Below are 25,880 nucleotides of genomic sequence, written 5' to 3'. Positions count from 1 at the left end.
TTTGTCTTTTTTGGTTGCGGCCGCAAATTCCCATTTACCCCCGCCGGCCGGGGGGCTGTGATATTCCCCCCCCCCCACGGCGGTCACCTCAGGGTGCATGGTCATGGCCAGGAAGCGATCAGGAGATGGCGTTGATCGCGGTGGTCAGCTTGGTCTTGAAGGCGTCCGGCAGCGGCACGTAGCCGGCGTCGGCCAGACCGGCCTGACCGTTGGTGACGACCGAGGTCAGGAACGCCTTGACGGCCTTGCTGGTCTCGGCGTCGGCGTACTTGGAGCACACGATCTCGTAGGTCGCCATCATGATCGGGTAGGAGCCCGCGGCGGTCGGCTTGTAGAACGAGCTGGTGTCGAGCACCAGGTCGTTGCCCTCGCCCTTGACCTTCACACCGTCGATCGACTTGCCGGCCGACTCGGCCGACAGCTTGACCGGGTCCTTGGACGCGGAGGTGATGATCTGCGCGATCGACAGGCTCTGTGCCTTGGCGAAGGACCACTCGTTGTAGGTGATCGAGTTCTTGGTGTTCTTGATCGCGGCCGAAGTGCCCTCGTTGCCCTTGGCGCCCTCACCGACACCGCCGTTGAAGGTCTTGCCGCCGCCCTTGCCCCACGCGCCGTCGGAGGCGGCGTCGAGGTAGAGCTGGAAGTTGTCGGTGGTGCCCGACTCGTCGGAGCGGAAGATCACGGCGATCTTCTCCGCGGGCAGCTTGGCGTTGGGGTTCAGCGCCTTGATCTCGGGGGCATCCCAGGTGGCGACGGAGCCGTTGAACACCTTGGCGGCGGTCGGGCCGTCGAGGACCAGGTCGGTCACGCCGTCGACGTTGTAGGTGATGGCGATCGGGCCGAAGACGGTCGGCAGGTTCCACGCCGGGGCGCCGCAGCGCTCCTGGGCCTTGGCCGGCTCTTCCTTCTTCGAGCTCAGCGCCGAGTCGGAGCCACCGAAATCGGTCTGGCCGCCGATGAACTCGTTCACGCCCGCGCCGGAGCCGCTGGAGGTGTAGTTCAGGGTGTAGCCGTCGCAGTTGTTCTCGTACGCGGCGACGAAGCGCTCCATGGCGTTCTTCTGCGAGGAGGCACCGGAGGCCTTGAGCGCCTTCTTGCCGCCGCAGGCGACGCTGGTGTTGGCGGCGTTGCTGGTGTCACCCGTGGTGTTGTCATCGCTGCCACAGGCGGCCAGGGTCATGGCGCCCGCGGCGACGACGCCGACCAGGGCACTGGTGCGCTTGAAGTTCACTTTTCCTCCGACATTGCTGACGACTCGCTCGGTCCCTCACCGGCCCGGGCGAGTTGGGCGGTGCGGATCGCGGGGAACGCGCGCACCAGGCGACGACTGTGCCGCCCAGAAGTAACGTAAGGTCGCCCGGTTGACAGTTGGCCCGACGTGGGTTAACGCAAAATGAACAGCCCGGCGCGATTAGGGCCACGATTGTGACGTTTGCCCCAGTTTTACTCGCGCGTACCCCGTCAGCCGCGCACTATTCAGCGGCGCAGAAGAATTCACCGCGGGTGTGAGGTGTCTCGCACCCGGTCAGGACGCCGCGTAGGCGACGTCGATATGCGCGGGCGCGAACCCGAGCCGGGTGTAGGTGTGCACGGCGGCCGTGTTGTCGGCCTCGGTGTAGAGCAGCACCTCGGCGAGCCCTTCCGCGCGCAGGTACCGCAGCCCGGCCAGGGTCAGGAGTCTGCCGAGACCGCGCCCCTGCGCGGCCGGATCGATGCCGACCACGTAGACCTCGCCCGCGGGCGCGGCGTCCGGATGCGCCTTGGTCCAGTGGAAACCGAGCAGGCGGGCCGGATCGGCGGCGTCGAAGGCCAGGAACAGCCCGGCCGGGTCGAACCAGGATTCGGCGCGGCGGGCGGCGATGTCGCGCTCGGTCCAGCCGCCCTGCTCGGGATGCCAGGCGAAGGCGGCGTTGTTGACGCGCAGCAGTTCGGCGTCGTCGGCGGGGCCGGCGTAGGTGCGCAGGACGAGATCGTCCGGCACCACCAGCTCGGGTAGCTCCGGTGTTGCCAGCGAGCGGCGCATCTGCCACAGTTCGCGCGCGGTGACCAGTCCGAGGCCCGCGGCGAGCGCCTTGGCGGCGGGCAGGTCACCGTGCGCCCACACCCGCGCGCCGGGTCCGCCCTCGGCCAGCGCGGCGCGCACCAGCTCGGTGCCGACGCCGGCGCCCCGGGCCGTCGGGTCGACCGCGACCTCGGCCATGGCGGGATGTTCGGCATGTGCCGCAACGAGATTCGCGTAACCGACGAGTTCGCCACCGCGTTCGGCGAGCAGATGCCTGGTCGCCGGGTCGGTCTCGGCGAGGGACAGCACGGCCTGCTCGGAGACCGGCGCGACGCCGTCGGCGGCCTTCGCCCTGGCGAGCAGCTCGCGCACCAGCGGCGCGGTGTCCGGCTCGACCCGGCCGGTCCAGGTCAGGGTTGCTGTCTGCGACATCGACGTCCTCCTCGCTGTGCGCGGCGCGCCGTTGCCGCGCCGCGCCGTACCGTCTTGGCGCTGCTCGGCGCGACTACTGCGCGGTGCCGTTGAGCGGGGCCAGCGTGTCGTCGCCGTCGACGTCCTCGTCGGGGAAACTCACCACGTCGCCCTTGGCCGCGGGCGTCCTGGCCGGGCGCACCGCCTTGTAGCCGACGTTGCGCACGGTGCCGATCAGCGATTCGTACTCACTGCCCAGCTTGGCGCGCAGGCGCCGCACGTGCACGTCGACGGTGCGGGTGCCGCCGAAGAAGTCGTAGCCCCACACCTCCTGCAGCAGCTGGGCGCGGGTGAAGACCCGGCCCGCGTGCTGGGCGAGGTACTTGAGCAGCTCGAATTCCTTGTAGGTGAGGTCGAGCGGGCGGCCGCGCAGCCGCGCGGTGTAGGTGCCCTCGTCGATCACCAGCTCACCCAGGGTGATCTTGCCCGTGTTCTCGGGGCTGGCCACACCACCGTTGCGGCCGACCAGCAGGCGCAGGCGCGCGTCCAGCTCGGCGGGGCCGGTACCGGGGAGCAGGATGTCGTCCAGGCCCCAGTCCGCGTTGACGGCCACCAGACCGCCCTCGGTCAGCACCGCGACGACCGGTACCGAGGAGCCGGTGCTGCCGAGCAGCCTGCACAGCCCCCTGGCCGCGGCCAGGTCGGTTCTGGCGTCGACCAGCGCGACGTCGGCACTCCCCGCTTCCAGCAGGGACGACACCTCGGTCGGCGCGGGCCGCACGTTGTGCGCCAGCAGCGACAACGACGGCAACACCGCATCGGGGTTGGGGTCGGAGGTCAGTAGGAGCAGCTCCACCGGGCTCTCCTCCTATCTCGTGGCTCCGCGGACGACAGCAGCCGCGTAGCTACGTCGCCGAAACACAGGTAAGTCGTCTGCAACATTAGCGCGTGCGCGGCCATGACCTCGCAACATGGTGGCCACGAGGTAACGCGTCGGCGCGCGCTTCGCCCGAACGGTAGCGCCGGATAGGCTGGCTCGCATGCGCAAGCTGATCATCGGGCTGCTGTGCCTGGCCGGTGTGGCGGTGGTGATCGATTTCGGCGCCGCCGCCTACACCGAGTACCACGTATCGCGGCAACTACGGGCCGGAGCCGATCTGTCGGCCGACCCCGAAGTGACCATCAAGGGATTCCCGTTCATCGCCCAGGCGGTGTCGGGCCGCTACGACGACGTCCTGGTCCGCGCCCGCAGCATGCGCCCCGACATCCCGGGCGAGATCGCGCTCGAGGCCAATCTCTACGGGCTGCACGCCTCGGCGAGTCAGCTGATCGACGGCACGGCGCGCGCGGTGCAGGTGGACCGGGTCGAGGCCCAGATGGCGATCGAGCCGACCGAGCTCGGCCGCCTGTTCGGCATCCCCGATCTGCAGGTCCTCGGCCCACCCGCCGACAAGGCCGACGGCACCGGCGGTTCGGGCGGTTCCGGCCTGACGACCGCGGGCGCCCATGTGCTCAAGGGCACACTGCCGGTCGCGCCCAACGGCCGGATCCTCGCGCCGGGCGTCACCCCGTCGAACAACACGACCAGGGTCGAAGTGCAGGTCGAGGCCGACCTGATGCTGGACGGGGACAAGATCCGGATCCAGGCCACCCGCTTCTACAAGGACCGCTCCGCCACGGCGGACACCCCGGTCTCGACCACCAAGACCGAGATCCTCGACGTCGATCGGCCAGCGGTGCTCGAGCGCTTCAGCCGTACGATCGATACCAAGGAATTGCCGTTCGGCATCGCCCCCACCGAAGTGGAGGCCAAGGGTGGCCAGATCATCGTCTACGGTGTCGGCCGCTCCCTGACCATCGACCTGGACCGATTGCTGCAACCATGATCGAACTAGCCATCCTCGCCGCCGTCGTGCTGGCCGCCGTCGCGGTGGGCCTGCTGCTGCGGCGCAACCAGGGCCGGGTCCGCCCGGCCACCCTCGACCCCGAGACCGCGCAGCGCGCCCGTCTGCTCGACGCGGCAGGCGTCACCGGCGCCACCCCCGCGGTGCTGCACTTCTCGGCCGACTGGTGCGGCCCCTGTGACGCGGTGCGCCGCGTCGTCGCCGGCGTCACCGCCGACCTCGCCACGTCCCCGAATGCCCCGCGCGACATCGAGATCGACATCGACGCCGACCCCGCGCTGGCAAGGGAGCTCAACGTCCTCTCGCTGCCGACGACCTTCGTCTTCGACGCCGACGGCAAGGAGCGTTTCCGCATCTCCGGAGTGCCGAAGGCGGGCGATCTGCGCACCGCGCTGGAACCGCTGACAGTGTGATCTGGCCCCTTGTTCCGGGGGGCCGGGACATTTCCCGACGAGACCGGGTAAACTACTCCCCGTGCAATCCGACCACGAGCTGATGCTCACCCGACGCCGCACAGTTGATCTGTGTCGGCTCGGTGGTTGTTGCTGCCTGTGCCGCTGAACGGTCGGCTTCTCTCCCGAGATTCCTGACGCCGACCTCTGTCCGCCGCGCGAGTGATCGACACGATCCCCCGGCGAACTGCAGTTCCCACTGAACCGACTCAGCGCAGGAGTTCGCACCATGACCATTTCCCCTGATGCCACCCCCCGGGTGGATGTTCGCGGGCCGCGTTTCGTGGCCTGGATCACCACCGGCGTGCTGGTTCTCGTGCTCGTCACCGCCGCGTTCTCGACCGCCGCCGCAGCGCTCCTGATCGGCCTGCAGGCCGTCGTGTTCGCGATCGGCGCGTCGGCCGGCCCCGCCAAGCACCCTTACGGCCGGATCTACGCCGCGCTCGTCGCGCCGCGCAACGGTCCGACCACCGAGACCGAGCCCGTGCCGCCGCTGCGTTTCGCGCAGCTGCTCGGCTTCGCGTTCGCCGGTCTCTCCCTGCTGGGCTTCGCGCTCGGCTCCCCGATCGTCGGCGCGGTGTTCGCCGGCTTCGCCCTGTTCGCGGCGTTCCTGAACGCGGCGTTCGGGGTCTGCCTGGGCTGCCAGATCTACCCGCTGGTGGCCCGCTTCCGCCGGTCCACTGCCCCGGCATCGAACTGAACCCCTGCAAGTCATCTCTGAAAGGAACAACATGGCTCGCTCCGATGTCCTGGTCTCCGTTGACTGGGCCGAAGAGAACCTCAACGCCCCCGGCGTCGTCTTCGTCGAGGTCGACGAGGACACCTCCGCCTACGAGGGTGGCCACATCGAGGGCGCCGTCCGGCTGGACTGGAAGACCGACCTGCAGGATCAGGTTCGTCGCGACTTCGTGAACCAGGAGCAGTTCTCCGACCTGCTCTCCGCGCGCGGCATCGCCAACGACGACACCGTCGTGCTGTACGGCGGCAACAACAACTGGTTCGCGGCCTACGCCTACTGGTACTTCAAGCTGTACGGCCACAACGACGTCAAGCTGCTCGACGGTGGCCGCAAGAAGTGGGAGCTCGACGGTCGTCCGCTCTCGCGTGACGCGGTCTCGCGCCCGGCCACCCAGTACAAGGCCGCCGCCCCCGACACCTCGATCCGCGCGTTCCGCGACGAGGTCATCGCGGCCATCGGCGCCAAGAACCTGGTCGACGTGCGTTCGCCCGACGAGTTCTCCGGCAAGATCCTGGCGCCCGCGCACCTGCCGCAGGAGCAGAGCCAGCGTCCCGGCCACATCCCCGGCGCGATCAACGTGCCGTGGAGCAAGGCGGCCAACGAGGACGGCACCTTCCGTTCCGACGCCGAGCTCGCCGAGCTGTACAAGGACGCGGGCCTGGACGGCGAGAAGGAGACCATCGCCTACTGCCGCATCGGTGAGCGTTCCTCGCACACCTGGTTCGTGCTGCAGGAGCTGCTCGGCCACCAGAACGTCAAGAACTACGACGGCAGCTGGACCGAATACGGTTCGCTCGTCGGTGCACCTATCGAGTTGGGAGCGTAAATCTATGTGTGCAGCACCTACCCAGGGTCAGGCCATCCCGGCCGGCGTCGACGTGGAGAAGGAGACGGTCATCACCGGCCGTGTCCTGAGCGCCGACGGTCAGCCGGTGGGCGGCGCGTTCGTGCGTCTGCTCGACGGCAACGGTGATTTCACCGCCGAGGTCGTGGCCTCCGGCACCGGTGACTTCCGCTTCTTCGCCGCGCCGGGTTCGTGGACCCTGCGCGCGCTGTCCTCGTCGGGCAACGGCTCGGCCGAGGTCCGCCCCGAGGGCGCCGGCATCCACTCGGTGGACGTCGAGGTCGCGAAGTAAGTACCTCACAACGGCCCTGGTAGTTCCTGTGCGGGAACTACCAGGGCCGTTTTCGTGTCCGCCCGGCGGAGTCGCTAGACTCCGATCGTGGTCCTCTTCTTCGAGATTCTCCTCATCGCCGTGTCGATCCTCATCGGCTGGTTCGGCCTGTACGTCTTCTACCGGCTGTTCACCGAGTCATGAGCGGACTCGCGAGCGAGGGTTCCGATCCGGCCGAGCGAGCGAGCACCGAGCACGACGCTCCGGCCGAGCGTCGAAGCGGCGACGAGGCAGTGAACACCGCTGTCGAACGCGCGAAAGAGACCGGCGTCCGAAACATTTCGGTCCTGCCGGGTCTTCCGCTGCCCGAGGACACCGCGAATCTGCGCGAGGGTCCCGATCTGAACCACGCCATGCTGGCGTTGCTGCCGCTGGTCGGCGTGTGGCGCGGCGAGGGCGAGGGCAATCACTCCACCGACGGCGACTACCGCTTCGGCCAGCAGATCGTCGTCTCGCACGACGGCGGCGACTACCTGATCTGGGAGTCGCAGACCTGGAAGCTCGACGGCGAGGGCAATTTCGAGCGCACCGATCTGCGCGAGAGCGGCTTCTGGCGCGTCGGCACCGAGGGTGACGACGAGATGCTCGAACTCCTGCTCACCCACAGCAACGGCATCGTCGAACTGTTCTACGGCACCGCCCGCACCCAGTCCTCCTGGGAACTGGCCACCGACGTGGTGATCCGCAGTCAGTCCGGCGCGGTCGTCGGCGGCGCCAAGCGCCTCTACGGCATCGTCGAGGGCGGCGACCTGGCCTACGTCGAGGAGCGCGTCGACGCCGACGGCGCCCTCGAACCCCGCCTCTCCGCCCGCCTGCAGCGCTACATCGGCTGACAGACGCACCGAAGGCCCCGCGCGTACCCGTGCGGGGCCTTCGACGTTCTCCGGTGGAAATGGAGCGACCCCCGAGCCGTTCCGCCACGCTCGAGAACATGACGGTCCCGGTTGGATAGGCCGGGGGCTCGGGGGTCGGGTGACTGCCTGGGATTCGCTCAGCGCACCGCTGGGGAATCTCCCGCAGTGGTGCTGCTAGCGGGCAGCCACCTCACGCATCCGATGAACATACATTCTTCAGACCACCTCCTCTCTTGTGTACCGACGAATCTATCGGTGCGCCGCGAGGTCGGCAATTGATTTTCTCGCGGGTCTGACCTGGGCGGATGCCGGTCAGTGCGCGAGGTGGACGAGGTGGCGGGCGCCGGTCGCGTCGACGGTGACGATCGTGTCGGCGCGGTGGTGCGCCGGGAGCTGGTGGGTGACCACGACGACCGTCCGATCCGTGGCGACCAGTCCGCTGTCGATGTCGAGCAGATCCAGCAGCAGCCGCTCCCCCTCGGCGGCCGCCAAGTGCTCGGTGGGCTCGTCCAGCAGCAGGGTGTGCGCCGGGGCGACCAGCGCGCGGGCGAGCAGGAGGCGGCGGCGCTGACCACCCGAGACCGTGGCCGCGCCCGCCGTGAGCCCGGTGTGCACCCCGTCGGGCAGGGAGTCCAGCCAGGGACCGAGGCCGACCAGGCGCAGTGCGGCCGCGGCGTCCTCGGCCGTCAGATCGCCTTTGGCGACCCGCAGGTTCTCCAGGATCGAGGTGCCGAACAGATGGGCGTCTTCGGCGAAGAAGGTGACGCCTTCGCGCGGGGTGTCGAACAGGCCCGCCCAGGCCATGAGCAGCGTCGTCTTGCCCGCACCACTCGGTCCTACCACGACGATTCGACGGCCGTCGGGTAGTGGAATTCGCGACGAGGACGGTTTCTCGCCCGTCCCGCGCCCTGGATCCGCCGAACTGTGGGCGGCGGTGCCGTGACCTGCGGTGTCGGTCGGGCCGGTCGCGGCAGTCGCACCCGGCGCGGCAGTCGCACCCGGCGCGGCAGTCGTGCCCGGCGCGGCAGTCGCGCCCCGCGCGGCAGTCGAGTCGGTCGCGGTGGCCCCGACATCGGTATGGGACGTCTCGGGCGCGGCAGCGTCGGTCGTGGCGGTTTCGGCGGCGCGGAGGCGGTGGAGGGCGGCTCGGGAGGTGGTCAGGGTGGTCGCGGCGGCGGGGAGGGCGCCGACGGCTTCGAAGGCCGACAGGGGGACGAGCACCAGGATGGTGAGGGCCATCGGGGTCATGCCGCCGGGGAGGCCGCCGGTCGGGCCGTAGGCCGCGATGCCGACCAGGAGCGCGCCGAGCGCGCTGACGCCGATCGAGAGCGGGGTGGCCGCGGCGGCCCACGCGCTGTGCGCGGCGGCCGTATCCTCGGCCCGCACCGCGCGCCCATTCGCCGTGTCCGCCTGGGCGAGGGCCGCGTCGAGCTTGCCCGCCACCCGCAGTTCGGCCGCGTGGTCGAGCACGGTGACCGCTTCCGCCGTGAACTCCGCCCGATCGGCCCGCACCGCCTGCTCGGCTTCCCGCGCCGACACCCCCGCCAGCCAGGGCGCGAGCATCCCCGAAACAGCAAGGGCGACAGCCAGAATCCCCGCCGCCGGCACCGAGATGAACGCGATCAGCCCGATCGCCGCCAGCGACAGGATCACCGCCACCGCGACCGGAACCAGCACCCGCACCACCACCGCACCGAGATCATCGATATCGGCCCCGACCCGCACCAGCAGATCCCCCCGCCGCATCTCCCGCAGATCGGCACCACCCGAGAGCGCAGGCAGTTCACCGCTCCGGCGCGAAGTCGCCCCCACATCGACGCCGCTGTCCGGAGACTCGGGCAGATCACCGGCGCGCGTCCCCGCATCGACGGCCACGCCCGGCGCGTTGCGCAGACTGTGGGCGGCGCCCGACCTCACCCCCAGATCGGCATACCCGCCCGACTCGTCCGCAGCGCCCGGCGCCTCACGCAAACCGTCGAGCGCACCCGACCCCTCCCGCGGATCAGCACGTCCGCCGGACGACATCGCCGCGAGCCGGTCCGCCGACGACCCGCCCCACCACCAGATATTCGCATGCGCGAGCGTGCGATACACCGTAGTCCGCGCCGTCGTCATCGCCCGCAGCGCCACATCATGGGTGGCCAGCCGCTCCAGATAGCGGCACAGCCCGCGCGAGATGCCGAGTGCCCGGACGGCGACCACCGCCACGCTCAGGTACAGCACCGGCGGCATCTGCCAGGCCCGCGCGATCAACCACGCCGCCAGCGCGGCCAGCGCGAGCCCGCTGCCCAGCGCCGCCACACCCCAGGCGATCGCCACCACGACCCGCCACGGCGAGAGCGCCAGCAATCGCCACATCTCCCGCAGATCCCCGAGCAACGACCCGCCCCCGGAACCCCCACGCACCGACCCGATTCCACTCACGACACCGACACCCCCTCCACACCACGAACGCCCACGTTGCCCCGTCCGCGCCCGCGCGATCCGGAATCGTCGCCACCGAGCACCGTCGGCGGCTGGGCGGGAGCGGGGTCTTCGATGCCGGGCGCGCTGCTCCCGACCACCTCCACGACGACATCGGCGGCGGCCAGGACGGTCGGGCGGTGGCCGACGATGACGACGGTCGCGCCCGCGGTGGCGAGGGTGCGAAGGGTGGTGAGCACCTGTTGTTCGCTGTGGGAGTCGAGGTGGGCGGTGGGTTCGTCGAGCAGGAGGACGGGGCGGCGGGCGGCCAGGACGCGGGTGAGGGCGAGGCGTTGGCGCTGGCCGAGGGACAGGCCCAGACCGCCCTGACCGACCCGGGTGTCCCAGCGGTCGGGGAGTTCGTCGAGGACGGTGTCGAAACCCGTTGCGGCGCTGATCTCGTCGAGGTCGGCGGCGGTGGAGTGCGCGCCGAGTAGTTCGATGTTCTCGCGCAGGGTGCCGGGGACCAGCACCGGGCGCTGGGGCAGCCAGGCGATGTGGGCCCACCAGCTGTCCGGGTCGAGCGCGCGGACGTCGGCGCCGTCGACGAGGACCGCGCCGGCATCAGGTGCGATCAGGCCCAGAATCGCTTGCAGCGTGGTCGATTTGCCGCATCCGTTCGGCCCGGTGAGCACCGTGATCAGGCCCGGGGCCAGGTCCGCGGTCAGGCGATCGGGCGCGTTTCCGGATCGCGCTGCGATGGTCAACCCCCGCACCACGATGCGCGGTCCCGCTTGCCCACCGCGGTCCGCACGGCACCGGACGATCGCTGCCGCGCCTGGTCCGTCGCCGCGATCCACACCGCCCGGGTCGAGCCCGGCACCGCGCACCGCCTCGGCATCCTCGGCGGCAATCCCGGGCGTCTCGCGCTCAACATCGGTTCCGTGGGCGCCGAGAGCCGCCCCGCCGAGCCGCGAGCCCATCGAATCCGCGTGATCGGCCGACGAATTCGCCGATTCCAGGACCGCGAAAGCCTTGTCGGCCGCGGCCATCCCGTCCTGCGCCGCGTGGAACTTCTCCCCCACCTGCCGCAGCGGCCAGTACACCTCCGGCGCGAGGATCAGCGCGACGAGCCCGGCGTACAAGGTCATCTCGCCGTAGACCAGCCGCAGGCCGATCGCGACGGCGATCAGCGCGACGCTCAGCGTCGCCAGCGATTCCAGCACCATCGAGGACAGGAAGGCGATCCGCAGCGCGCGCATGGTCCGCTGCCGCAGCGAATCCCCCAGCGCCCTGACCTGATTCACCATGCTGGGCCCGTCGGGCCCCTCGCGGCCGAGGGCACGCAGCGTCGGCATACCGGCGAACAGGTCGAGCAGCTGATCGGACAGGCGGGTGGTCGCGGCCAGGGTCGCCTCGGCGCGGCCCTGGGTGAGCAGCCCGATGAGGATCATGAACACCGGGATCAGCGGCACCGTGATGATCGCGATCATGGCCGAGGTCGGATCGTGGAAGGCGATGACCACCAGCACGATCGGCGGCACCAGGCAGGCCAGCAGCAGGGCGGGCAGATAGCCGGTGAACCACCCGCGCAGCCCGCTGAGGCCGTTGCCGACGACCACCGCGATCTCGGTGCGACGGGCGTCGAGTTCCCGTGGCGGCAGTTCGGCACCGGCCCGCAACACCGCCGATTCGAGTTCGGCGACGACCGTCGCACCGGCCCGGTGGGCCAGCCGCGCCTGCCACCAGCTCGCCACGGCGCGCACCGCGACCGCGATCGACAGGCCGATCAATTCGCCTGTCCACGCGCCGAACTCACGCTTGCCGGGATCGGTGATCACCCCGGCCAGCACCCGGCCGAGCAGCACCGCCAGCACCACGATGGTCGCCGTGATGACCAGTGCGAGCAGCACCGACACCACCAGATGCGGCCTGGCCGAACGGGCGTACTTCCACAGCCGTGGGTCGACGGGCGGACGCCTGCCCGGCTGCTGCCGCTCGGCGGCCGATCCGTCCGCGGCCGCGTCCGCCCGTGTCATCGCTCAGTCCTTGCTGCGCAGCGGCAGACCGGTCGGCGCCGGGATCTGCTCGACGGTCAGCCGCTGGCGGAACACCCAGTAGGTCCAGCCCTGGTAGACCAGCACCACCGGGGTGGCCAGCACCGCGGCCCAGCTCATCACCTTCAGCGTGTACGCGCTGGAGGCGGCGTTGTAGATGTTCAGGTCGTAGAGCGGGCTGATGGTCGAGGGCAGCACGGTCGGGTACATCGAGCCCACGATGAGCACGGTCGCCGAGGCCACGGTGACCGTGGTGCCGACGAAGGCCCAGCCGTCGCGGCCCGCCACGTTCGCCGCACCGGTGAGCACCAGGCCGAGCACCGCCGTCACCAGCACCGCCCAGGTCCAGCCGGTGCCGTAGGCGAGCTGGGTCCACAGCCCGAACGCGCCGACGACCACCGCGGTCGGCACCAGCAGCAGCCGGACGATGCGCTGGGCGTCGTCGCGGACCTCGCCGCCGGTCTTGAGGACCAGGAACACCGCGCCGTGCAGGGCGAACAGGATGCCGGTCGCCAGGCCGCCGAGCAGGGCGTACGGGCTGAGCAGATCCCACACCGAGCCGACGATCTGCCGCTCCGCGTCCAGCGGCACGCCGCGCACCAGGTTCGCGAACACCCAGCCCCAGGCCAGCGCGGGAATCCAGGAGCCGATCCCGATGCCGATATCGCACCAGGCCCGCCATTTCGGATCGTTGATCTTGGCGCGGTACTCGATCGCGCAGATCCGCAGGATCAGGGCCACCAGCAGGAGCAACAGCGCCAGGTAGAACCCGGAGAACATGCTCGCGTACCACTCGGGGAACGCCGCGAACATCGCGCCGCCCGCGGTGATCAGCCACACCTCGTTGGCGTCCCACACGGGTCCGATCGTGTTGAGCACGACCCGCTTACGGGTATCGGAGCCCTTGCCGAGGATCGGCATCAGCATGCCGACGCCGAAGTCGAAGCCCTCCAGCACGAAGTAGCCGGTGAAGAGCACGCCGATCAGGACGAACCAGAATTGCTGCAGATCCATCACCGGCTCCTAGTAAGCGAAGGAAAGTTGCTCGACGGCAGGCTCTTCCGGTTTGCGATGCCTGCCGGTGTCCGGGCCGTCGGGCCCGTCGTCCGGGGTCGGCGGCGTCGGCGCGTCCGGCCCGGCGATCGTGTACCGGCGGATGAGGTAGAACCACACCACCGCCAGCACGCCGTAGAGCAGGGTGAACACGATCAGGGAGAACACCACCGTCGCGGGCGCGTGGTCGGAGACGGCCTGCTGCACCGTCATCCGGATGTTCGGGTCGCCGGTCGGGTTGGGCACCACCGCCCACGGCTGACGCCCCATCTCGGTGAACACCCAGCCCGCGCTGTTGGCCAGGAAGGGCGTGGGGATCGCGATCAGGCAGAGCCAGGAGAACCAGCGCTGGTCGGGGACGCGGCCGCCGCGGGTCACCCAGAAGCCGACGAGCAGCAGCAGCACCGAACCGGCGGCCAGGCCGATCATCGCGCGGAACGACCAGTAGGTGACGAACAGGTTCGGCCGGTAGTCGCCGGGACCGTACTTGACGGTGTAGGTCTGCTGCAGGTCGACGACGCCGTCGAGGGTGACGCCGGTGAACTGGCCCTCGGCCAGGTACGGCAGCACGTAGGGCACCTCGAGCACGTGGGTGACGCTGTCGCAGTTGTTGTGCGTGCCGACGGTCAGGATGGAGAAGTCGGGGTCGGTCTGGGTGTGGCACAGCGATTCCGCCGAGGCCATCTTCATCGGCTGCTGTTCGAACATCAGCTTGCCCTGGATGTCGCCGGTGAAGATCACCGCGACGCCGGCCAGCGCGACGACCACCAGCGACGCCCGCCCGACCGGGCGCCACATCGTGCGCGCCTCGTCGAGCTTCGCCGGGTCACCGCTGCGCGCGTTGCGCACCATCCACCAGCCGGCGATACCGGCGACGAAGGTGCCCGCGGTGAGGAACGCGCCCGCGACGACGTGCGGGAACGCGGCCAGCGTCGTGTTGTTGGTGAGCAGCGCCCAGATGCTCTCCAGCTCGGCGCGTCCGGTCTCGGGGTTGTAGTGCGCGCCGACCGGGTGCTGCATGAACGAGTTCGCGGCGACGATGAAGTAGGCCGAGGCGTTCACGCCGAACGCGACGATCCAGATCGTGGCCAGGTGCACGAGTTTCGGGAGCCGGGTCCAGCCGAAGATCCACAGGCCGATGAACGTCGACTCCATGAAGAACGCGATGAGCGCTTCCAGCGCCAGTGGCGCGCCGAAGACGTCACCGATGAAGCGGGAGTACTCGCTCCAGTTCATCCCGAACTGGAATTCCTGGACGATGCCGGTCGCGACGCCGATGGCGAAGTTGATCAGGAACAGTTTGCCGAAGAACTTCGTGAGGCGGTACCAGTGTTCCTTGCCGGTGATCACCCAGGCGGTCTGCATCATGGCGATCAGCGGCGCGAGACCGATGGTCAGCGGTACGAAGATGAAGTGATAGACGGTGGTGATTCCGAATTGCCACCGGGAGACGTCCACAATGTCCATCCGACCCTCCAGCTTCTACTACGACAAGTCGTAGTAGATCGTACGCCCGGATTTACCCCCGTGGCGCGTGACAACCGCCACGACACGCCGAAAAGTTGCTGCACGATTGGATATACGCGGTCCGACCGGGCAATCCCGGCGCCGCAGGGGCACGCCCACCCGTGCCCCTCACACGACTCACCAGTCGCCGATGGTCCCCGGCCGCTCGATCCCCAGATCCACCATATCGATGATTTCCTGCGCGTTGTCCGGTGCCGACATGCGCACACCGTCGAGCTGGTTCACCCGCGCGGCCAGCGTGATGCTCGACAGCAGCCAGATGCTGTCGCAGTCGAACAGGTCGGCGGTGAACAGCGACTGGTACTTGCACTCCCAGCCCTGCTTCTCCGCGACCGCGAACAGCGAACGCTGGGTCACCCCGGGCAGCACACCGCTCTTCGCGGGCGGGGTGATGAGCTGCTTGTCCCGCGCGATCACCACGGTCGAGCGCGGGCCCTCGAGCACGCGGTGCTCGGTGCTGTGGAAGATCACGTCCTCGGCGCCCATCCGCCGGGCGAAGCGCAGCGCGGCCATGTTGGTCGCGTAGGACAGCGTCTTCGCGCCGAGCAGCTGCCACGGCGCGGCCTGCGCGAGGTCGACCGAGATGCCGCGGGCCAGCGACATCACCTTGACGCCTTCGGCGCGGGCGGTCGCGACGCGGGCCGGGACCGGGGAGACGAGCACATACGCGGTGGGCTTCGGGTCCGTCGACGTCAGGCCGGTCGGCGCGTCGTATTCCGAGTCGCGGCCGCGGGTGTAGATCAGCCGCAGCAAGCCCTCTTCCTCGGAACCCCATTCCTTGACCGCGACCTCGACGGCGGCGCGCCACTTCGACAGTCCCGGCTCCGGCAGATCCAGCGCCTGCGCCGAACGACGCAGCCTGGCGAGGTGGAATTCCAGCGCGGTCGCCGTGCCGCCGCGCACCAAAATAGTTTCGAAGACGCCATCGCCGCGCAGTGCGCCTATGTCGTCGGCATAAAGCGACGGCGCGTCCGCATCAGCGACCGCGCCGTCGAGTGTCACAAGAACCCGTTCTCCCATGTGACGAGCGTAGGCGTTATCGGTCCGTTATGCCTATGGCTGCTCCAATTCGGACGCCCGGCTGCGGCGCGTGTCGGTGGACGCGCCTACAGTGGGTGATGTGTCGGTGGTCGTCGCCCCCAGTCCTGTTCTCCACACTCCGGGTGCTGTCGCGGGCGCGCCGGGTTCCCCGGACGCTGCCGTCGCCTGGCATTACGGCGATCCGTTCGGTGAACAGAAGGCCGCCGCGCAGCGGGTCGCGGTGGTCGATCGCTCCCATCGCGCCGTCGCCACGATCACCGGCGCCGAGCGCCTGAGCTGGCTGCACACCATCACCAGCCAGCACATCGCCGCGCTCCCCGACGGGCACAGCGCCGAGAATCTCGACCTCGATCTCAACGGCCGCGTGCAGCACCACTTCGTGCTCACCGACCTCGACGGCACCGCCTGGCTCGACACCGAGGCCGAGCGCGGTGCCGAACTGCTGTCGTTCCTGCAGAAGATGGTCTTCTGGGCCGACGCCAAGCCCGTGGCCGCGCCCGATTACGCCGTGCTGAGCCTGCTCGGCCCGCAGGTCGGCACGCTGCTCGGCGCGCTCGGCATCGACGCGCTGCCCGAGGTCTACGTCGCCGTGGCGCTGCCGGGCGGCGGCTTCCTGCGCCGGATGCCGTGGCCGGGTGACGACGCCTTCGACCTCGTCGTCCCGCGCGCCGACCTCACCGCCTGGTGGAGCAAGCTCACCCAGGCCGGAGCCGCGCCGGCGGGCATGTGGGCGTTCGAGGCGCTGCGGGTGGCCGCGCTGCGGCCGCGGATCGGCGTCGACACCGACGAGCGCACCATCCCGCACGAGGCCCGCTGGATCGGCGGCGTCGACGAGCACGGCGCGGTGCACCTGAACAAGGGCTGCTACCGCGGCCAGGAGACGGTCGCCCGGGTGCACAACCTGGGCAAGCCACCGCGCAACCTGGTGCTGCTGCACCTGGACGGTTCCGCCGACGAGCGCCCGGCCACCGGCGACGACGTCACCGCGGGCGGGCGCACCGTCGGCAGGCTCGGCACCGTCGTCGACCACTACGAACTCGGCCCGATCGCGCTGGCGCTGGTCAAGCGGTCGGTCCCCGCCGGCACCGAACTGGTGGTCGGCAGCATGGCCGCCGCCATCGACCCCGACTCGGTCCCCGCCGACGATGCCGTGCAGGCGGGCCGGGCCGCCGTCGACCGGCTGCGCGGGCGATGAGCCGCCCGCTCCTGCGTGTCGGTGCCACCGGCCGGGTCGAGGCCGTGTGCGTCGTGCACGCCGAGATCGAGGTCCGCGGCCGGGTCGGCCGCAGCGCGATCGACAAGCGTCCCGTCGACGGCCGGGTCGCGGTGAGCACGCTCGGCCTGGCCGGTGACCACGTCTGCGACACCGTCAACCACGGCGGCGTGCACCAGGCCGTCTACGCCTACGACGAGCACGACGCCCGGCGCTGGGGCGGCGAACTCGACCGCGACCTGCCCGCCGGCTGGTTCGGCGAGAACCTGCGCCTGAGCGGGCTGCCGATCAGCGACGCGGTGCTCGGCGCGCACCTCACCATCGGCGACACCCTGCTCGAGGTCAGCGCGCCGCGGGTGCCCTGCTCGAGCTTCCAGCAGTGGACGGGCGAACGGCAGTGGGTGAAGCGCTTCACGCTGCGCTCCGACACCGGCGCCTACTTCCGGGTGCTGACCGAGGGCACGATCGGCGCGGGCGACGAGGCACGCGTCGTGCACGTCCCCGCGCACGGGATCACCGTGCGCGACCTGTTCACCGGTGCCGACCCCGCCCTGCTCGAACGCCTGCGGACCGAGGAGCCGACCATCTCCGACGACGTCCGCAGGCAGATCGACCGGCACACCAGAACCCGCGCCGACGTCGACCTGGAGGTGCGGTCATGAGCGTGGAACTGGTCGAGGTCGTTCGCTCGGGCTTCCGTGAGTGCGTGCACCGCGGGTCGGTGGTGGTGCTCGACGCCGACGGCACCCCGACGCTCGAACTCGGCGAGGTGCACGGCCCGATCTTCCCGCGTTCGACCAACAAGCCGATGCAGGCGCTGACCCTGCTGCGCAACGGTTTCGACCCCGTCGACGACGACGAGCTGGCGGTGGCCACCGCCTCGCATTTCGGCGAGCCCGACCACATCGCCCTGGTCCGCAGGCTGCTCGACCGCTACGGCTTCAGCCCAACCGACCTCGCCTGCCCGCCCGACCTGCCCTTCGAGGAGCGGGCCCGCGCCGCCGCGCTCACCGGCTCGGGTCCGAGCCCGCTGTACATGAACTGCTCGGGCAAACACGCGGCGATGCTGGCCACCTGCGTGATCAACGACTGGCCGCGCACCGGGTATCTCGACGTCGAGCACCCGTTGCAGCAGGCCGTGCTCGCCACCGTCGCCGACGTCACCGGCGAACCGGAGACCGACCTTGGCATCGACGGCTGCGGCCTGCCGATCGTGCCCGTCTCGCTGATCAATCTCGCGCGCGCGTTCGCCGGCTTCACCACGGCCGAGCCCGGTACCGCGCCGCGCCGGATCGCCGATGCCGTTCGGGCGAATCCGCGAGTGATTTCGGGCACGAAGGGCCCGGACCTGCTGGCCATGGCGGCGACCCCCGGCCTGTTCTGCAAGATCGGCGCGGACGGCGTGCACGCGGGCGCGCTCCCCGACGGCCGGGCCTTCGCGTACAAGATCGACGACGGTCACGACCGGGCCAGGATGCCGCTGACGCTGGCGATTCTGCGCAGGCTCGGGGTCGACTGGACCGACCGGCACACCGACCTCGCGGCCACCGCGGTGCTCGGCGGCGACGCCAGAGTCGGCGTCATCCGGGCGATCCCGGGAGTGCTCTGAGACCAGGCGGTTCGGGCGAAGAAGGGGCAAACGGCGGCGGTTCGGTAGTTCTTCACCCACTCCTGGGAGCGCGACCGTCTAACACACGCTAAAGTGTCTGTCAGGAAGAGTATTAATTCGAACGGGGCCGCCAACAAACCCCAGGCCGCCCCGCAGTGACGCGAGGGGGTCAGCCATGGGCCGTGGCCGGGCTAAGGCAAAGCAGACCAAAGTCGCACGTGAGCTCAAGTACAGCTCCGCGCCGACCGACTTCGCGAGCCTTCAGCGCGAGCTGTCGGATAGCACTCCGCACTCTCAACCGAGAAGTGGCGGCGTGATTTCCGATGAGCACGACGCAGACGAGTCGGCATCCCGTTGGAACAACGAGGACGACGACTACGACAGCTGGCGCCGCTGACCGAACGCCGGTGAAGGGGGAGGCCAACGCGGCCTCCCCCTTCAGCCGTTGTCCGGTCCACGGCGCCAGGCTCGCAGGAGTACGGCGAACATCCGAATAGACGACGAGCGTCCTGTGCACACACAGGACGCTCGTCGTGTTCGCCGCCTCGAGGCCCCGACCGCCCCGAGCCGACGGGCACCTACCCCACTCGCTCGGGATAGCCGTTTCTACGGCGAACAAACAAACCGCTGCAAAGACGTGAGCCGGGCCGCAGCAGCGACCCGGCTCACGTGGTGGAGACAGCGCGTCAGAACCTGGGGTGATCGCCCAGCAGCACGGCGCGCGGGGCGTCGGCGTCGGCGGCCTTCTTGACCTGGCCCAGGGTCCAGCAGTCGATGTGGCGGGCGGTGAGCACCGCCAGCGCGCGGTCGGCGTCCTCGGGCGCGACGATGGCGACCATGCCGACGCCCATGTTGAACGTCTTCTCCATCTCGACGCGCTCGACGCGACCGCGCTGGGCGATCAGCTTGAACACCGGCGCCGGGTTCCAGGTGCCGCGGTCCAGCTCGGCGACCAGGCCCGCGGGCAGCACGCGCGCCAGGTTGGCGGCCAGGCCACCACCGGTGACGTGCGAGAAGGTGCGCACATCGGTCTCGGCGATCAGCGCGAGGCAGTCCTTGGCGTAGATGCGGGTCGGCTCGAGCAGCTCTTCACCGAGGGTGCGGCCGAACTCCTCGACATAGCCGGTCAGCGACATCCGGTCGATGTCGAGCAGAACCTTGCGGGCCAGGCTGTAGCCGTTGGAGTGCAGGCCCGAGGAGCCCATCGCGATGACGACGTCGCCGGGGCGAACGCGGTCGGGGCCGAGCACCGAATCGGCCTCCACGACGCCGACGCCGGTGGCGGACAGGTCGTAGTCGTCCGGGTCCATCAGGCCCGGGTGCTCCGCGGTCTCGCCGCCGAGCAGCGCGCAACCGGCCTTGATGCAGCCCTCGGCGATGCCGGAGACCAGCTCGGCGACCTTCTCCGGGACGACCTTGCCGATGGCGATGTAGTCCTGCAGGAACAGCGGCTCGGCGCCACAGACCACCAGGTCGTCGACGACCATCGCGACCAGGTCGAGGCCGACGGTGTCGTGCTTGTCCAGCGCCTGGGCGACGGCGATCTTCGTGCCGACACCGTCGGTGGACGCGGCCAGCAGCGGCTCGCGGTATCCGCCCTTGAGGGCGAACAGGCCGGCGAAGCCACCTAGCCCACCCTGCACCTCGGGCCGGCTGGCCTTCTTCGCCAATGGTCCGAACAATTCGACGGCGCGGTCACCGGCTTCGATGTCCACGCCTGCCGCGGCGTAGGAAGCGCCGGCACCGCTGGGGGTCTGTTCAGTCATTGTGGGGGAAAGCTCCAAACCGAATCGGCGGACAGATGCCTAGTAACTCTAAGTGATCCGCCGGTTCAGCCCGCTGGCGGCTCCTAACTCATTGTTCCAGCTCCGTGGCGAAAGTGGCGGCGATCTCAGCCCGGCGCCCGCGCTGTCGCACGGGGTCGGGGACGGGGACCGCGGCGACCAGGCGGCGGGTGTACTCGTGGCGCGGGTGGCGCAGGATCTGTTCGTTGTCGCCTTCCTCGACGCAGGATCCCTCGCGCAGCACCATGATCCGATCGGCGAGCTGGTCGACGACGGCGAGGTCGTGGCTGATGAACAGGCAGGCCCAGCCGCACTCGCGTTGCAGCTGCGCGAACAGCTCGAGCACCGCCGCCTGCACCGAGACGTCGAGCGCGCTGGTCGGCTCGTCGGCCACCAGCAGGTCGGGATCGAGCACCAGCGCCCTGGCCAGACTGGCCCGCTGCCGCTGCCCGCCGGACAACTCGTGCGGGTACCGCTGCTCGGTGCCCGCGGGTAGCTGGACGTCGTCGAGCAGCTTCCTGACCCTGGCCCGGACGGCGTCCCGGTCGCCGGTGCGGTGCACCACCATCGGCTCGGCCACGCACTCGCCGATGGTCAGGCGCGGATTGAGCGAGCCCGCCGGGTCCTGGAAGACGAACCCGAAGCGCCGCCGGATGGGCCGCAGCTTGCGCTGGGACAGCTCCGCGATGTCCTGCCCACGGATCAGCACCCGGCCCGAGGTGGGCCGCTGGAGTGCCGCGACGCACCGGCCGATGGTCGACTTGCCCGACCCCGACTCCCCCACCAGCCCCAGCGTCTCCCCCGGCCGGATCCGCAGGCTCACCCCGTCGACGGCCCGGAACGCGGGGCGCCCGAACGGCCCGGGGAACTGGACCACCAGATCGCGCACCGCGAGCACCGGCTCGGCGTCGGGGTCGATGGCGGGCCGCGCGCTGGTCGCCGCCCCCAGATGCGGGACGGCGGCCAGCAGCGCCCTGGTGTACTCGGCCTGCGGGCTCGCGAACAGCTCGTGCACCGGCGCCTGCTCGACGACCTCGCCCGCCCGCATCACCACCACCCGGTCGGCCAGGTCGGCCACCACGCCCATGTTGTGGGTGATCAGCACGATCGCGCTGCCCAGCCGGTCGCGCAGGTCGCGCAGCAGTTCCAGGATCTCGGCCTGCACGGTGACGTCGAGCGCGGTGGTCGGCTCGTCGGCGATGATCACCTTGGGCTCGCACGCGATGGCGATGGCGATCATCACCCGCTGCTTCTGCCCGCCGGAGAGCTGGTGCGGGTAGTAGTCGACCCGGTGCTCCGGATCGGGCAGCCCGACCGTGCGCAACAGTTCGATCGCCTTGGCCCTGGCGTCCTTGCGGCCCATCCCGCTGTGCGCGCGCAGGGCTTCGCAGATCTGGAAGCCCGCGGTGAACAGCGGGTCGAGCGCCCGGGCCGGTTCCTGGAAGACCATCGAGACCTCGCCACCGCGCAAGGCGGTCAGCTGTTTCTCGGTCATCGAGGTCACCGCGCGGTCGCCCAGGGTGACCAGCCCGCGCACCTGCGCGGTGTGCGGCAGCAGCCCGATCGCGGTGCGCGAGCTCACCGACTTGCCCGACCCGGACTCGCCGACGATGGCGAGCACCTCGCCGGGGAACACCTCGTAGGACACCTCCCGCACGGCCGCGACCGGCCCGCTGTCGGTGGCGAAGGTCACCGACAGCCCCGACACCGACAGCGCGGGGGTGCGGATCGCCGTCTCAGTCATCGGTCGTCTCCTTCTCGTCCACCGTGGTGACCGCCCGCCGGGTGCGCAGCAGCGGGTTCAGCGTCTCGTCGATGCTCTCCCCGACCAGCGTCATCCCGAGGACGACGAGCACGATCGCGGTGCCGGGGAAGATCGAGGTCCACCAGATCCCGTTGGACACGTCGTTGAGCGCCTTGTTCAGGTCGTAGCCCCATTCGGCGGCCTGGGTCGGCTCGATGCCGAAGCCGAGGAAACCGAGCGCGGCCAGCGTGAGGATGGCGTCGGCGGCGTTGATGGTGATGATCACCGGCAGCGAGCCGGTGACGTTGGACAGGATGTGCCGGAACATGATCCGCGCCGTCGAGGCGCCGGTGACCCGCGCCGCGTCCACGTACGGCTCGGTCTTCACCGCCACCGTCGCGTTGCGCACGACCCGGAAGTACTGCGGCACATAGACGACCGTGATCGCGATGGCCGCCGACAGCATGCCGCCGAGACTGCTCGACGTGCCGCCCGCGACGACGATCGACACCACGATGGCCAGCAGCAGCGACGGGAACGCGTAGATGGCGTCCATGACCAGCACCAGCACCCGGTCGACCCAGCGCCCGACGAAGCCGGACAGCAGCCCGAGCGGCACGCCGACCAGCAGCGAGAGCACCACCGCGATCACGATCACCAGCAGCGCGGTGCGCGCGCCGAACAGCACCCGGCTGAACACGTCCTCGCTGCGCACCGAGGTGCCGAACCAGTGCTCGGCCGAGGGCCCCTGCTGCGGCACGAAAGCGACACCGTCGGCACTGTTCTGGGCCAGCCCGTAGGGCGCGAGCAGCGGCGCGAACACCGCGACGAACACGAAGCCGGCGACCAGCACCAGCCCCGTGACGAGCGTGATCCGTTGCAGCCCAGCGGTCATCGAGAGCAGTCCGGCGCCCGGTATCCGGCGCCGCTTCACCGTTGCGGTGCTCATCAGAACCTCACCCTCGGGTCGATCAGCGCGACGATGGCGTCGACGACGAAGCTCATCACCGCGACCACCAGCGCGATGAACGCGACGATGCCCTGCACCGCGATGAAGTCCCGCGCCCGCAGATACTCGGCGAGCTGATAGCCCAGGCCCTTCCATTCGAAGGTGGTCTCGGTGAGTACCGCGCCGCCGAGCATCATCGCGATGCACATGCCCATCACCGTGATGATCGGGATGAGCGCGTTGCGCACCGCGTGCCTGCCGGTGACCACGCGCTGGGACAGGCCGCGCGCCTTGGCCGCCTCCACGTAGTCGCTGCGCAGCGTCTGGATCAGGTTCACCCGCACCAGCCGCAGGAAGATGCCGCCGGTGAGCAGGCCGAGGGCCACGGCGGGCAGCACCGCGTGCTCGAGCACGTCGAGCACATAGGACGGTTCGCCGTACAGGATCGAGTCGATGATCAGGATGTTCGTCTTCGGCGAGACGTGCTGCAGCGCGAGTTCCACATCGGTACTCGCCCGCCCGCCGACCGGGAACCAGCCCAGCCACACCGAGAAGATCAGCTTGAGCAGCATGCCGACGAAGAACACCGGGGCCGCGTACGCCAGCACCGCCGAGAACCGCAGCACCGCGTCCGAGGTCGAATCCCGGTGTGTCGCGGCGTATCTGCCCAGCGGCACGCCGACGGCGAAGGCCACCAGCAGACCCCAGAACACCAGCTCGAACGTGGCGGCGCCGTAGGTGATCACCACCTCGCCGATGGCCTGGTTGTCCTGCGTCCGTCCGAAGTCACCGTGCAGGAAACCGGTGAGGTACTCCCAATACTGGGTCAGGATCGGACGATTGAGGCCGGCCGCCTCCTTGCGCTGCTCGATCTGGTCCTGGGTCAGCCGGCCACCCATGGCCGCGCTGATCGGGTCGCCGATCACCCGCATCAGGAAGAACACCACCGTCACCAGCAACCACGCGGTCGGCAGAATCAGCAGCAGCCGGATCAGCAGGTACCGCAGCAGCGCCACCTGGCGGGAACCCCCGCCGCGCGTCCACCCGAAACGCCGCGCCCGGATCAGCAATCCGGGCGCGGCGGGTACGTCACTCACTTGCTCAGTACCGTGAACCGGAACTTGAAGGAGCCGTCGAGGGTCTGATCGACACCCGAGACCCCGGGCTTGGACACCGCGACCTGCTTACCCGACAGCAGCGGGAGCGTGGGCAGGAAGTTCTGCGCCAGGTCGGTCTGGATCTTGCGCAGCAGCTCGACCCGCTTGGCCGGATCGGATTCGGTGGTCTCGGCGGTCAGCTGGGCGTTGATGCCGGGGTTCTCGAAGTGCGACTGCAGGAAGTTGTTCGGGCCGAAGAACGGCGAGAGGTAGTTGTCGGCGTCCGGGAAGTCCGGGAACCAGCCGAACTGGTACATCGGGTAGCCGTCGGAGGCCCGTTCCTTCTGGTAGGTCACCCATTCGGTGGACTGCAGGTTCACCTTGAACAGGCCCGACGCCTCGAGCTGCGACTTCACCGCGGCGTACTCCTCGGACGAGCTGGAGCCGTAGTGGTCCGGGTTGTACTGCAGGTTCAGCGTCACCGGGGTGGCCACGCCCGCGTCGGCCAGGAACTTCGCCGCCGCCGTCTTGTCCGGCTTGGCGCCGTAGAGCTGCTTGAGCGGCTCGGCCGCACCCGTCATGCCCTGCGGCACATACCCGTACGCGGGCTGATAGGTGTTCTTGTACACCGCCGAGGCCAGCGCCTCACGGTCCACCGAGGACGCGAACGCCTTGCGCACGGCCAGCTTCTGCTCGGGGGTGTTGCCCGGCATGGTGTTCATGTTGAACACGATGTAGCGCAGCTCGCCGCCGGGCCCGTCGGTGACCTTCACCTTGGAATCGGCACGCAGGGAGTCGATGTCGGTGGGCGTGAACGAGCGGTAGCCGACGTCGATGGCGCCGTTCTGCAGGTCCAGCTTGAGGTTGTCGGAGGTGGCGTAGTACTTGGTGGAGACCGTGGTGTTCTTCGGCGTGCCGAGGATGCCCTGGTAGTCCGGGTTGGCCTTGTACTCGACCAGCTTGTTCTTGTCGTAGCTGGTGATCGTGTAGGGCCCGGAATAGCCCTTGCCCGCGACGACCTCGTCGTCGGTGGCGACCTTGTCGGCCGGGAACACCTTCTCGTCGACGATCGGGCCCGCCTGGGTCGGCAGGATCGTCGGGAAGGTCTGGTCGTTGGCGACCTTGAGCGTGAACGCGACGGTGAGATCGTCGACCACATCGGTCTTGTCGAGATTACCGAGCAGCGAAGCGGGACCGTGCGGATCGTTGATCTTCAGCATCCGGTCGAAGGAGAACTTGACGCTCTTGGCGGTCAACGGATTTCCGCTGGCGAATTTCAGCCCGGATTTGATCTTGCAGGTGTACACGGTGGGCGTGCTGAACTCGCACTTCTCCGCCGCGTCGGGTTTGGGCGTGGTGTCGCCGGGCGCGAAATTCAGCAGATACGAATAGATCTGGTTCTCCACCAGCAGCGAGCCGTTGTCGTAGGCGGCCGCCGGGTCGAGCGAGAAGATCTTGTCCGTCGTGCCGACGACCAGCCCCGCCCCGGACCCCGCCTCATCGGTGCGCCCCGAACCGCAACCCGCCAGCGCGGCCGCGACCACCGCCGCGACACCTACTGCGGCAACTTGTTTCGCGCGATTCTTGCGAGCGCTCAATGCACTGTTCAACATCAGGTCCCATTCTCGAACGCCACGTCGTCGCCGCGCCCGGATCACGGGAGCGGCGACCACACGGTGAGCCAGCGATATATCGGGGGACCGTACAGGCGAACCATTACCGCCCAGTTTCAAATCGGGCGAAAAATTGCGGGGATGTTATGAACTAATCTTACGTAATTATCGGTTACCGGAAATATTCACGTACACAGCGCAAAAGGGGCCGATCAGGTTTATCCTGACCGGCCCCTCCTGGAAAGCGTTGCGG

The 25,880-nt window shown here is 69.5% G+C and carries 23 protein-coding genes; 10 read left to right on the top strand and 13 right to left on the bottom strand.

Going from position 1 to position 25,880, the window contains the following annotated elements:
- Window positions 1-118: 118 nt before the first annotated feature.
- The 3 genes from pstS to AB0H54_RS16920 all read right to left on the bottom strand — a co-directional run bounded on the left by pstS (window position 119) and on the right by AB0H54_RS16920 (window position 3,269).
- Complete coding sequence (pstS, locus tag AB0H54_RS16930) at window positions 119-1,231, bottom strand: phosphate ABC transporter substrate-binding protein PstS (RefSeq protein ID WP_357346324.1); 1,113 nt, start codon at window positions 1,229-1,231, stop codon at window positions 119-121.
- A 294-nt stretch (window positions 1,232-1,525) separates the two neighbouring features.
- Window positions 1,526-2,434, bottom strand: a complete 909-nt coding sequence (mshD, locus tag AB0H54_RS16925) for a mycothiol synthase (RefSeq protein ID WP_357346323.1) — start codon at window positions 2,432-2,434, stop codon at window positions 1,526-1,528.
- A 73-nt stretch (window positions 2,435-2,507) separates the two neighbouring features.
- Complete coding sequence (locus tag AB0H54_RS16920) at window positions 2,508-3,269, bottom strand: response regulator transcription factor (protein ID WP_355270996.1); 762 nt, start codon at window positions 3,267-3,269, stop codon at window positions 2,508-2,510.
- Between the two features lie 184 nt (window positions 3,270-3,453).
- Between AB0H54_RS16920 and AB0H54_RS16915 the strand changes: the two genes are divergently transcribed.
- From AB0H54_RS16915 to AB0H54_RS16890, 6 genes are all read left to right on the top strand, one after another.
- A complete protein-coding gene (locus AB0H54_RS16915; RefSeq protein WP_355270994.1) occupies window positions 3,454-4,299 on the top strand; it encodes an LmeA family phospholipid-binding protein in 846 nt (281 codons plus the stop codon).
- Window positions 4,296-4,730, top strand: a complete 435-nt coding sequence (locus AB0H54_RS16910; RefSeq protein WP_357346322.1) for a thioredoxin family protein — start codon at window positions 4,296-4,298, stop codon at window positions 4,728-4,730. Before AB0H54_RS16915 ends, AB0H54_RS16910 begins: the two co-directional genes overlap by 4 nt.
- A 268-nt stretch (window positions 4,731-4,998) precedes the next feature.
- Entirely contained in the window at window positions 4,999-5,469 is a 471-nt protein-coding gene (locus AB0H54_RS16905; protein WP_355270991.1) for a DUF4395 domain-containing protein, read from the top strand.
- 31 nt (window positions 5,470-5,500) lie between these two features.
- Entirely contained in the window at window positions 5,501-6,334 is an 834-nt protein-coding gene (locus tag AB0H54_RS16900; protein ID WP_357346321.1) for a sulfurtransferase, read from the top strand.
- 4 nt (window positions 6,335-6,338) lie between these two features.
- Complete coding sequence (locus AB0H54_RS16895) at window positions 6,339-6,644, top strand: DUF1416 domain-containing protein (protein WP_022565856.1); 306 nt, start codon at window positions 6,339-6,341, stop codon at window positions 6,642-6,644.
- A gap of 179 nt (window positions 6,645-6,823) precedes the next feature.
- Window positions 6,824-7,516: an FABP family protein gene (locus AB0H54_RS16890; protein WP_357346320.1), complete on the top strand. Its 693-nt coding sequence runs from the start codon at window positions 6,824-6,826 to the stop codon at window positions 7,514-7,516.
- Window positions 7,517-7,849: 333 nt separating this feature from the next.
- Here the strand turns inward: AB0H54_RS16890 and cydC are convergent, their stop codons facing one another.
- From cydC to AB0H54_RS16865, 5 genes are all read right to left on the bottom strand, one after another.
- Window positions 7,850-9,895, bottom strand: coding sequence for a thiol reductant ABC exporter subunit CydC (gene cydC / locus AB0H54_RS16885; protein WP_357346611.1), 2,046 nt, complete (start codon window positions 9,893-9,895; stop codon window positions 7,850-7,852).
- A gap of 62 nt (window positions 9,896-9,957) precedes the next feature.
- Entirely contained in the window at window positions 9,958-11,979 is a 2,022-nt protein-coding gene (gene cydD / locus AB0H54_RS16880) for a thiol reductant ABC exporter subunit CydD (RefSeq protein ID WP_357346319.1), read from the bottom strand.
- Window positions 11,980-11,982: 3 nt separating this feature from the next.
- A complete protein-coding gene (gene cydB, locus AB0H54_RS16875; RefSeq protein WP_355270984.1) occupies window positions 11,983-13,011 on the bottom strand; it encodes a cytochrome d ubiquinol oxidase subunit II in 1,029 nt (342 codons plus the stop codon).
- Between the two features lie 9 nt (window positions 13,012-13,020).
- Window positions 13,021-14,517 carry a cytochrome ubiquinol oxidase subunit I gene (locus AB0H54_RS16870; RefSeq protein ID WP_357346318.1) on the bottom strand — a complete coding sequence of 499 codons (1,497 nt, stop codon included), beginning with the start codon at window positions 14,515-14,517 and terminating at the stop codon, window positions 13,021-13,023.
- 177 nt (window positions 14,518-14,694) lie between these two features.
- Complete coding sequence (locus AB0H54_RS16865) at window positions 14,695-15,597, bottom strand: aminodeoxychorismate lyase (RefSeq protein ID WP_355270981.1); 903 nt, start codon at window positions 15,595-15,597, stop codon at window positions 14,695-14,697.
- A gap of 91 nt (window positions 15,598-15,688) precedes the next feature.
- Here AB0H54_RS16865 and AB0H54_RS16860 point away from each other — a divergent pair, with 91 nt between their 5' ends.
- The 4 genes from AB0H54_RS16860 to AB0H54_RS16845 all read left to right on the top strand — a co-directional run bounded on the left by AB0H54_RS16860 (window position 15,689) and on the right by AB0H54_RS16845 (window position 18,837).
- Window positions 15,689-16,813 (top strand): folate-binding protein, encoded by a 1,125-nt coding sequence (locus tag AB0H54_RS16860; protein ID WP_357346317.1) that lies wholly within the window; start codon window positions 15,689-15,691, stop codon window positions 16,811-16,813.
- Window positions 16,810-17,493: an MOSC domain-containing protein gene (locus AB0H54_RS16855; protein WP_357346316.1), complete on the top strand. Its 684-nt coding sequence runs from the start codon at window positions 16,810-16,812 to the stop codon at window positions 17,491-17,493. Before AB0H54_RS16860 ends, AB0H54_RS16855 begins: the two co-directional genes overlap by 4 nt.
- Window positions 17,490-18,440, top strand: coding sequence for an asparaginase (locus AB0H54_RS16850; protein ID WP_355270975.1), 951 nt, complete (start codon window positions 17,490-17,492; stop codon window positions 18,438-18,440). The genes AB0H54_RS16855 and AB0H54_RS16850 overlap by 4 nt, the downstream gene beginning before the upstream one ends.
- A 175-nt stretch (window positions 18,441-18,615) precedes the next feature.
- Entirely contained in the window at window positions 18,616-18,837 is a 222-nt protein-coding gene (locus AB0H54_RS16845) for a DUF3073 domain-containing protein (RefSeq protein ID WP_355270973.1), read from the top strand.
- A gap of 289 nt (window positions 18,838-19,126) precedes the next feature.
- Here AB0H54_RS16845 and purM read toward each other — a convergent pair whose 3' ends face one another.
- From purM to AB0H54_RS16820, 5 genes are all read right to left on the bottom strand, one after another.
- On the bottom strand, window positions 19,127-20,206 hold the full coding sequence (purM, locus tag AB0H54_RS16840) for a phosphoribosylformylglycinamidine cyclo-ligase (RefSeq protein WP_355270972.1): 1,080 nt from the start codon (window positions 20,204-20,206) through the stop codon (window positions 19,127-19,129).
- A gap of 88 nt (window positions 20,207-20,294) precedes the next feature.
- Window positions 20,295-21,968: an ABC transporter ATP-binding protein gene (locus AB0H54_RS16835; RefSeq protein WP_357346315.1), complete on the bottom strand. Its 1,674-nt coding sequence runs from the start codon at window positions 21,966-21,968 to the stop codon at window positions 20,295-20,297.
- Complete coding sequence (locus tag AB0H54_RS16830) at window positions 21,961-22,917, bottom strand: ABC transporter permease (protein WP_357346314.1); 957 nt, start codon at window positions 22,915-22,917, stop codon at window positions 21,961-21,963. The genes AB0H54_RS16835 and AB0H54_RS16830 overlap by 8 nt, the downstream gene beginning before the upstream one ends.
- Window positions 22,917-23,933, bottom strand: a complete 1,017-nt coding sequence (locus AB0H54_RS16825) for an ABC transporter permease (protein ID WP_355271719.1) — start codon at window positions 23,931-23,933, stop codon at window positions 22,917-22,919. Before AB0H54_RS16825 ends, AB0H54_RS16830 begins: the two co-directional genes overlap by 1 nt.
- Before the next feature lie 77 nt (window positions 23,934-24,010).
- Window positions 24,011-25,627 (bottom strand): ABC transporter substrate-binding protein, encoded by a 1,617-nt coding sequence (locus AB0H54_RS16820; RefSeq protein WP_357346313.1) that lies wholly within the window; start codon window positions 25,625-25,627, stop codon window positions 24,011-24,013.
- Window positions 25,628-25,880: the final 253 nt, after the last annotated feature.

The sequence above is a fragment of the Nocardia sp. NPDC050718 genome, from assembly GCF_040654235.1.
GTDB lineage: Bacteria > Actinomycetota > Actinomycetes > Mycobacteriales > Mycobacteriaceae > Nocardia.
Note: the sequence above shows the minus strand (reverse complement) of the source record. Positions and strands in the feature narration are given on the sequence as shown.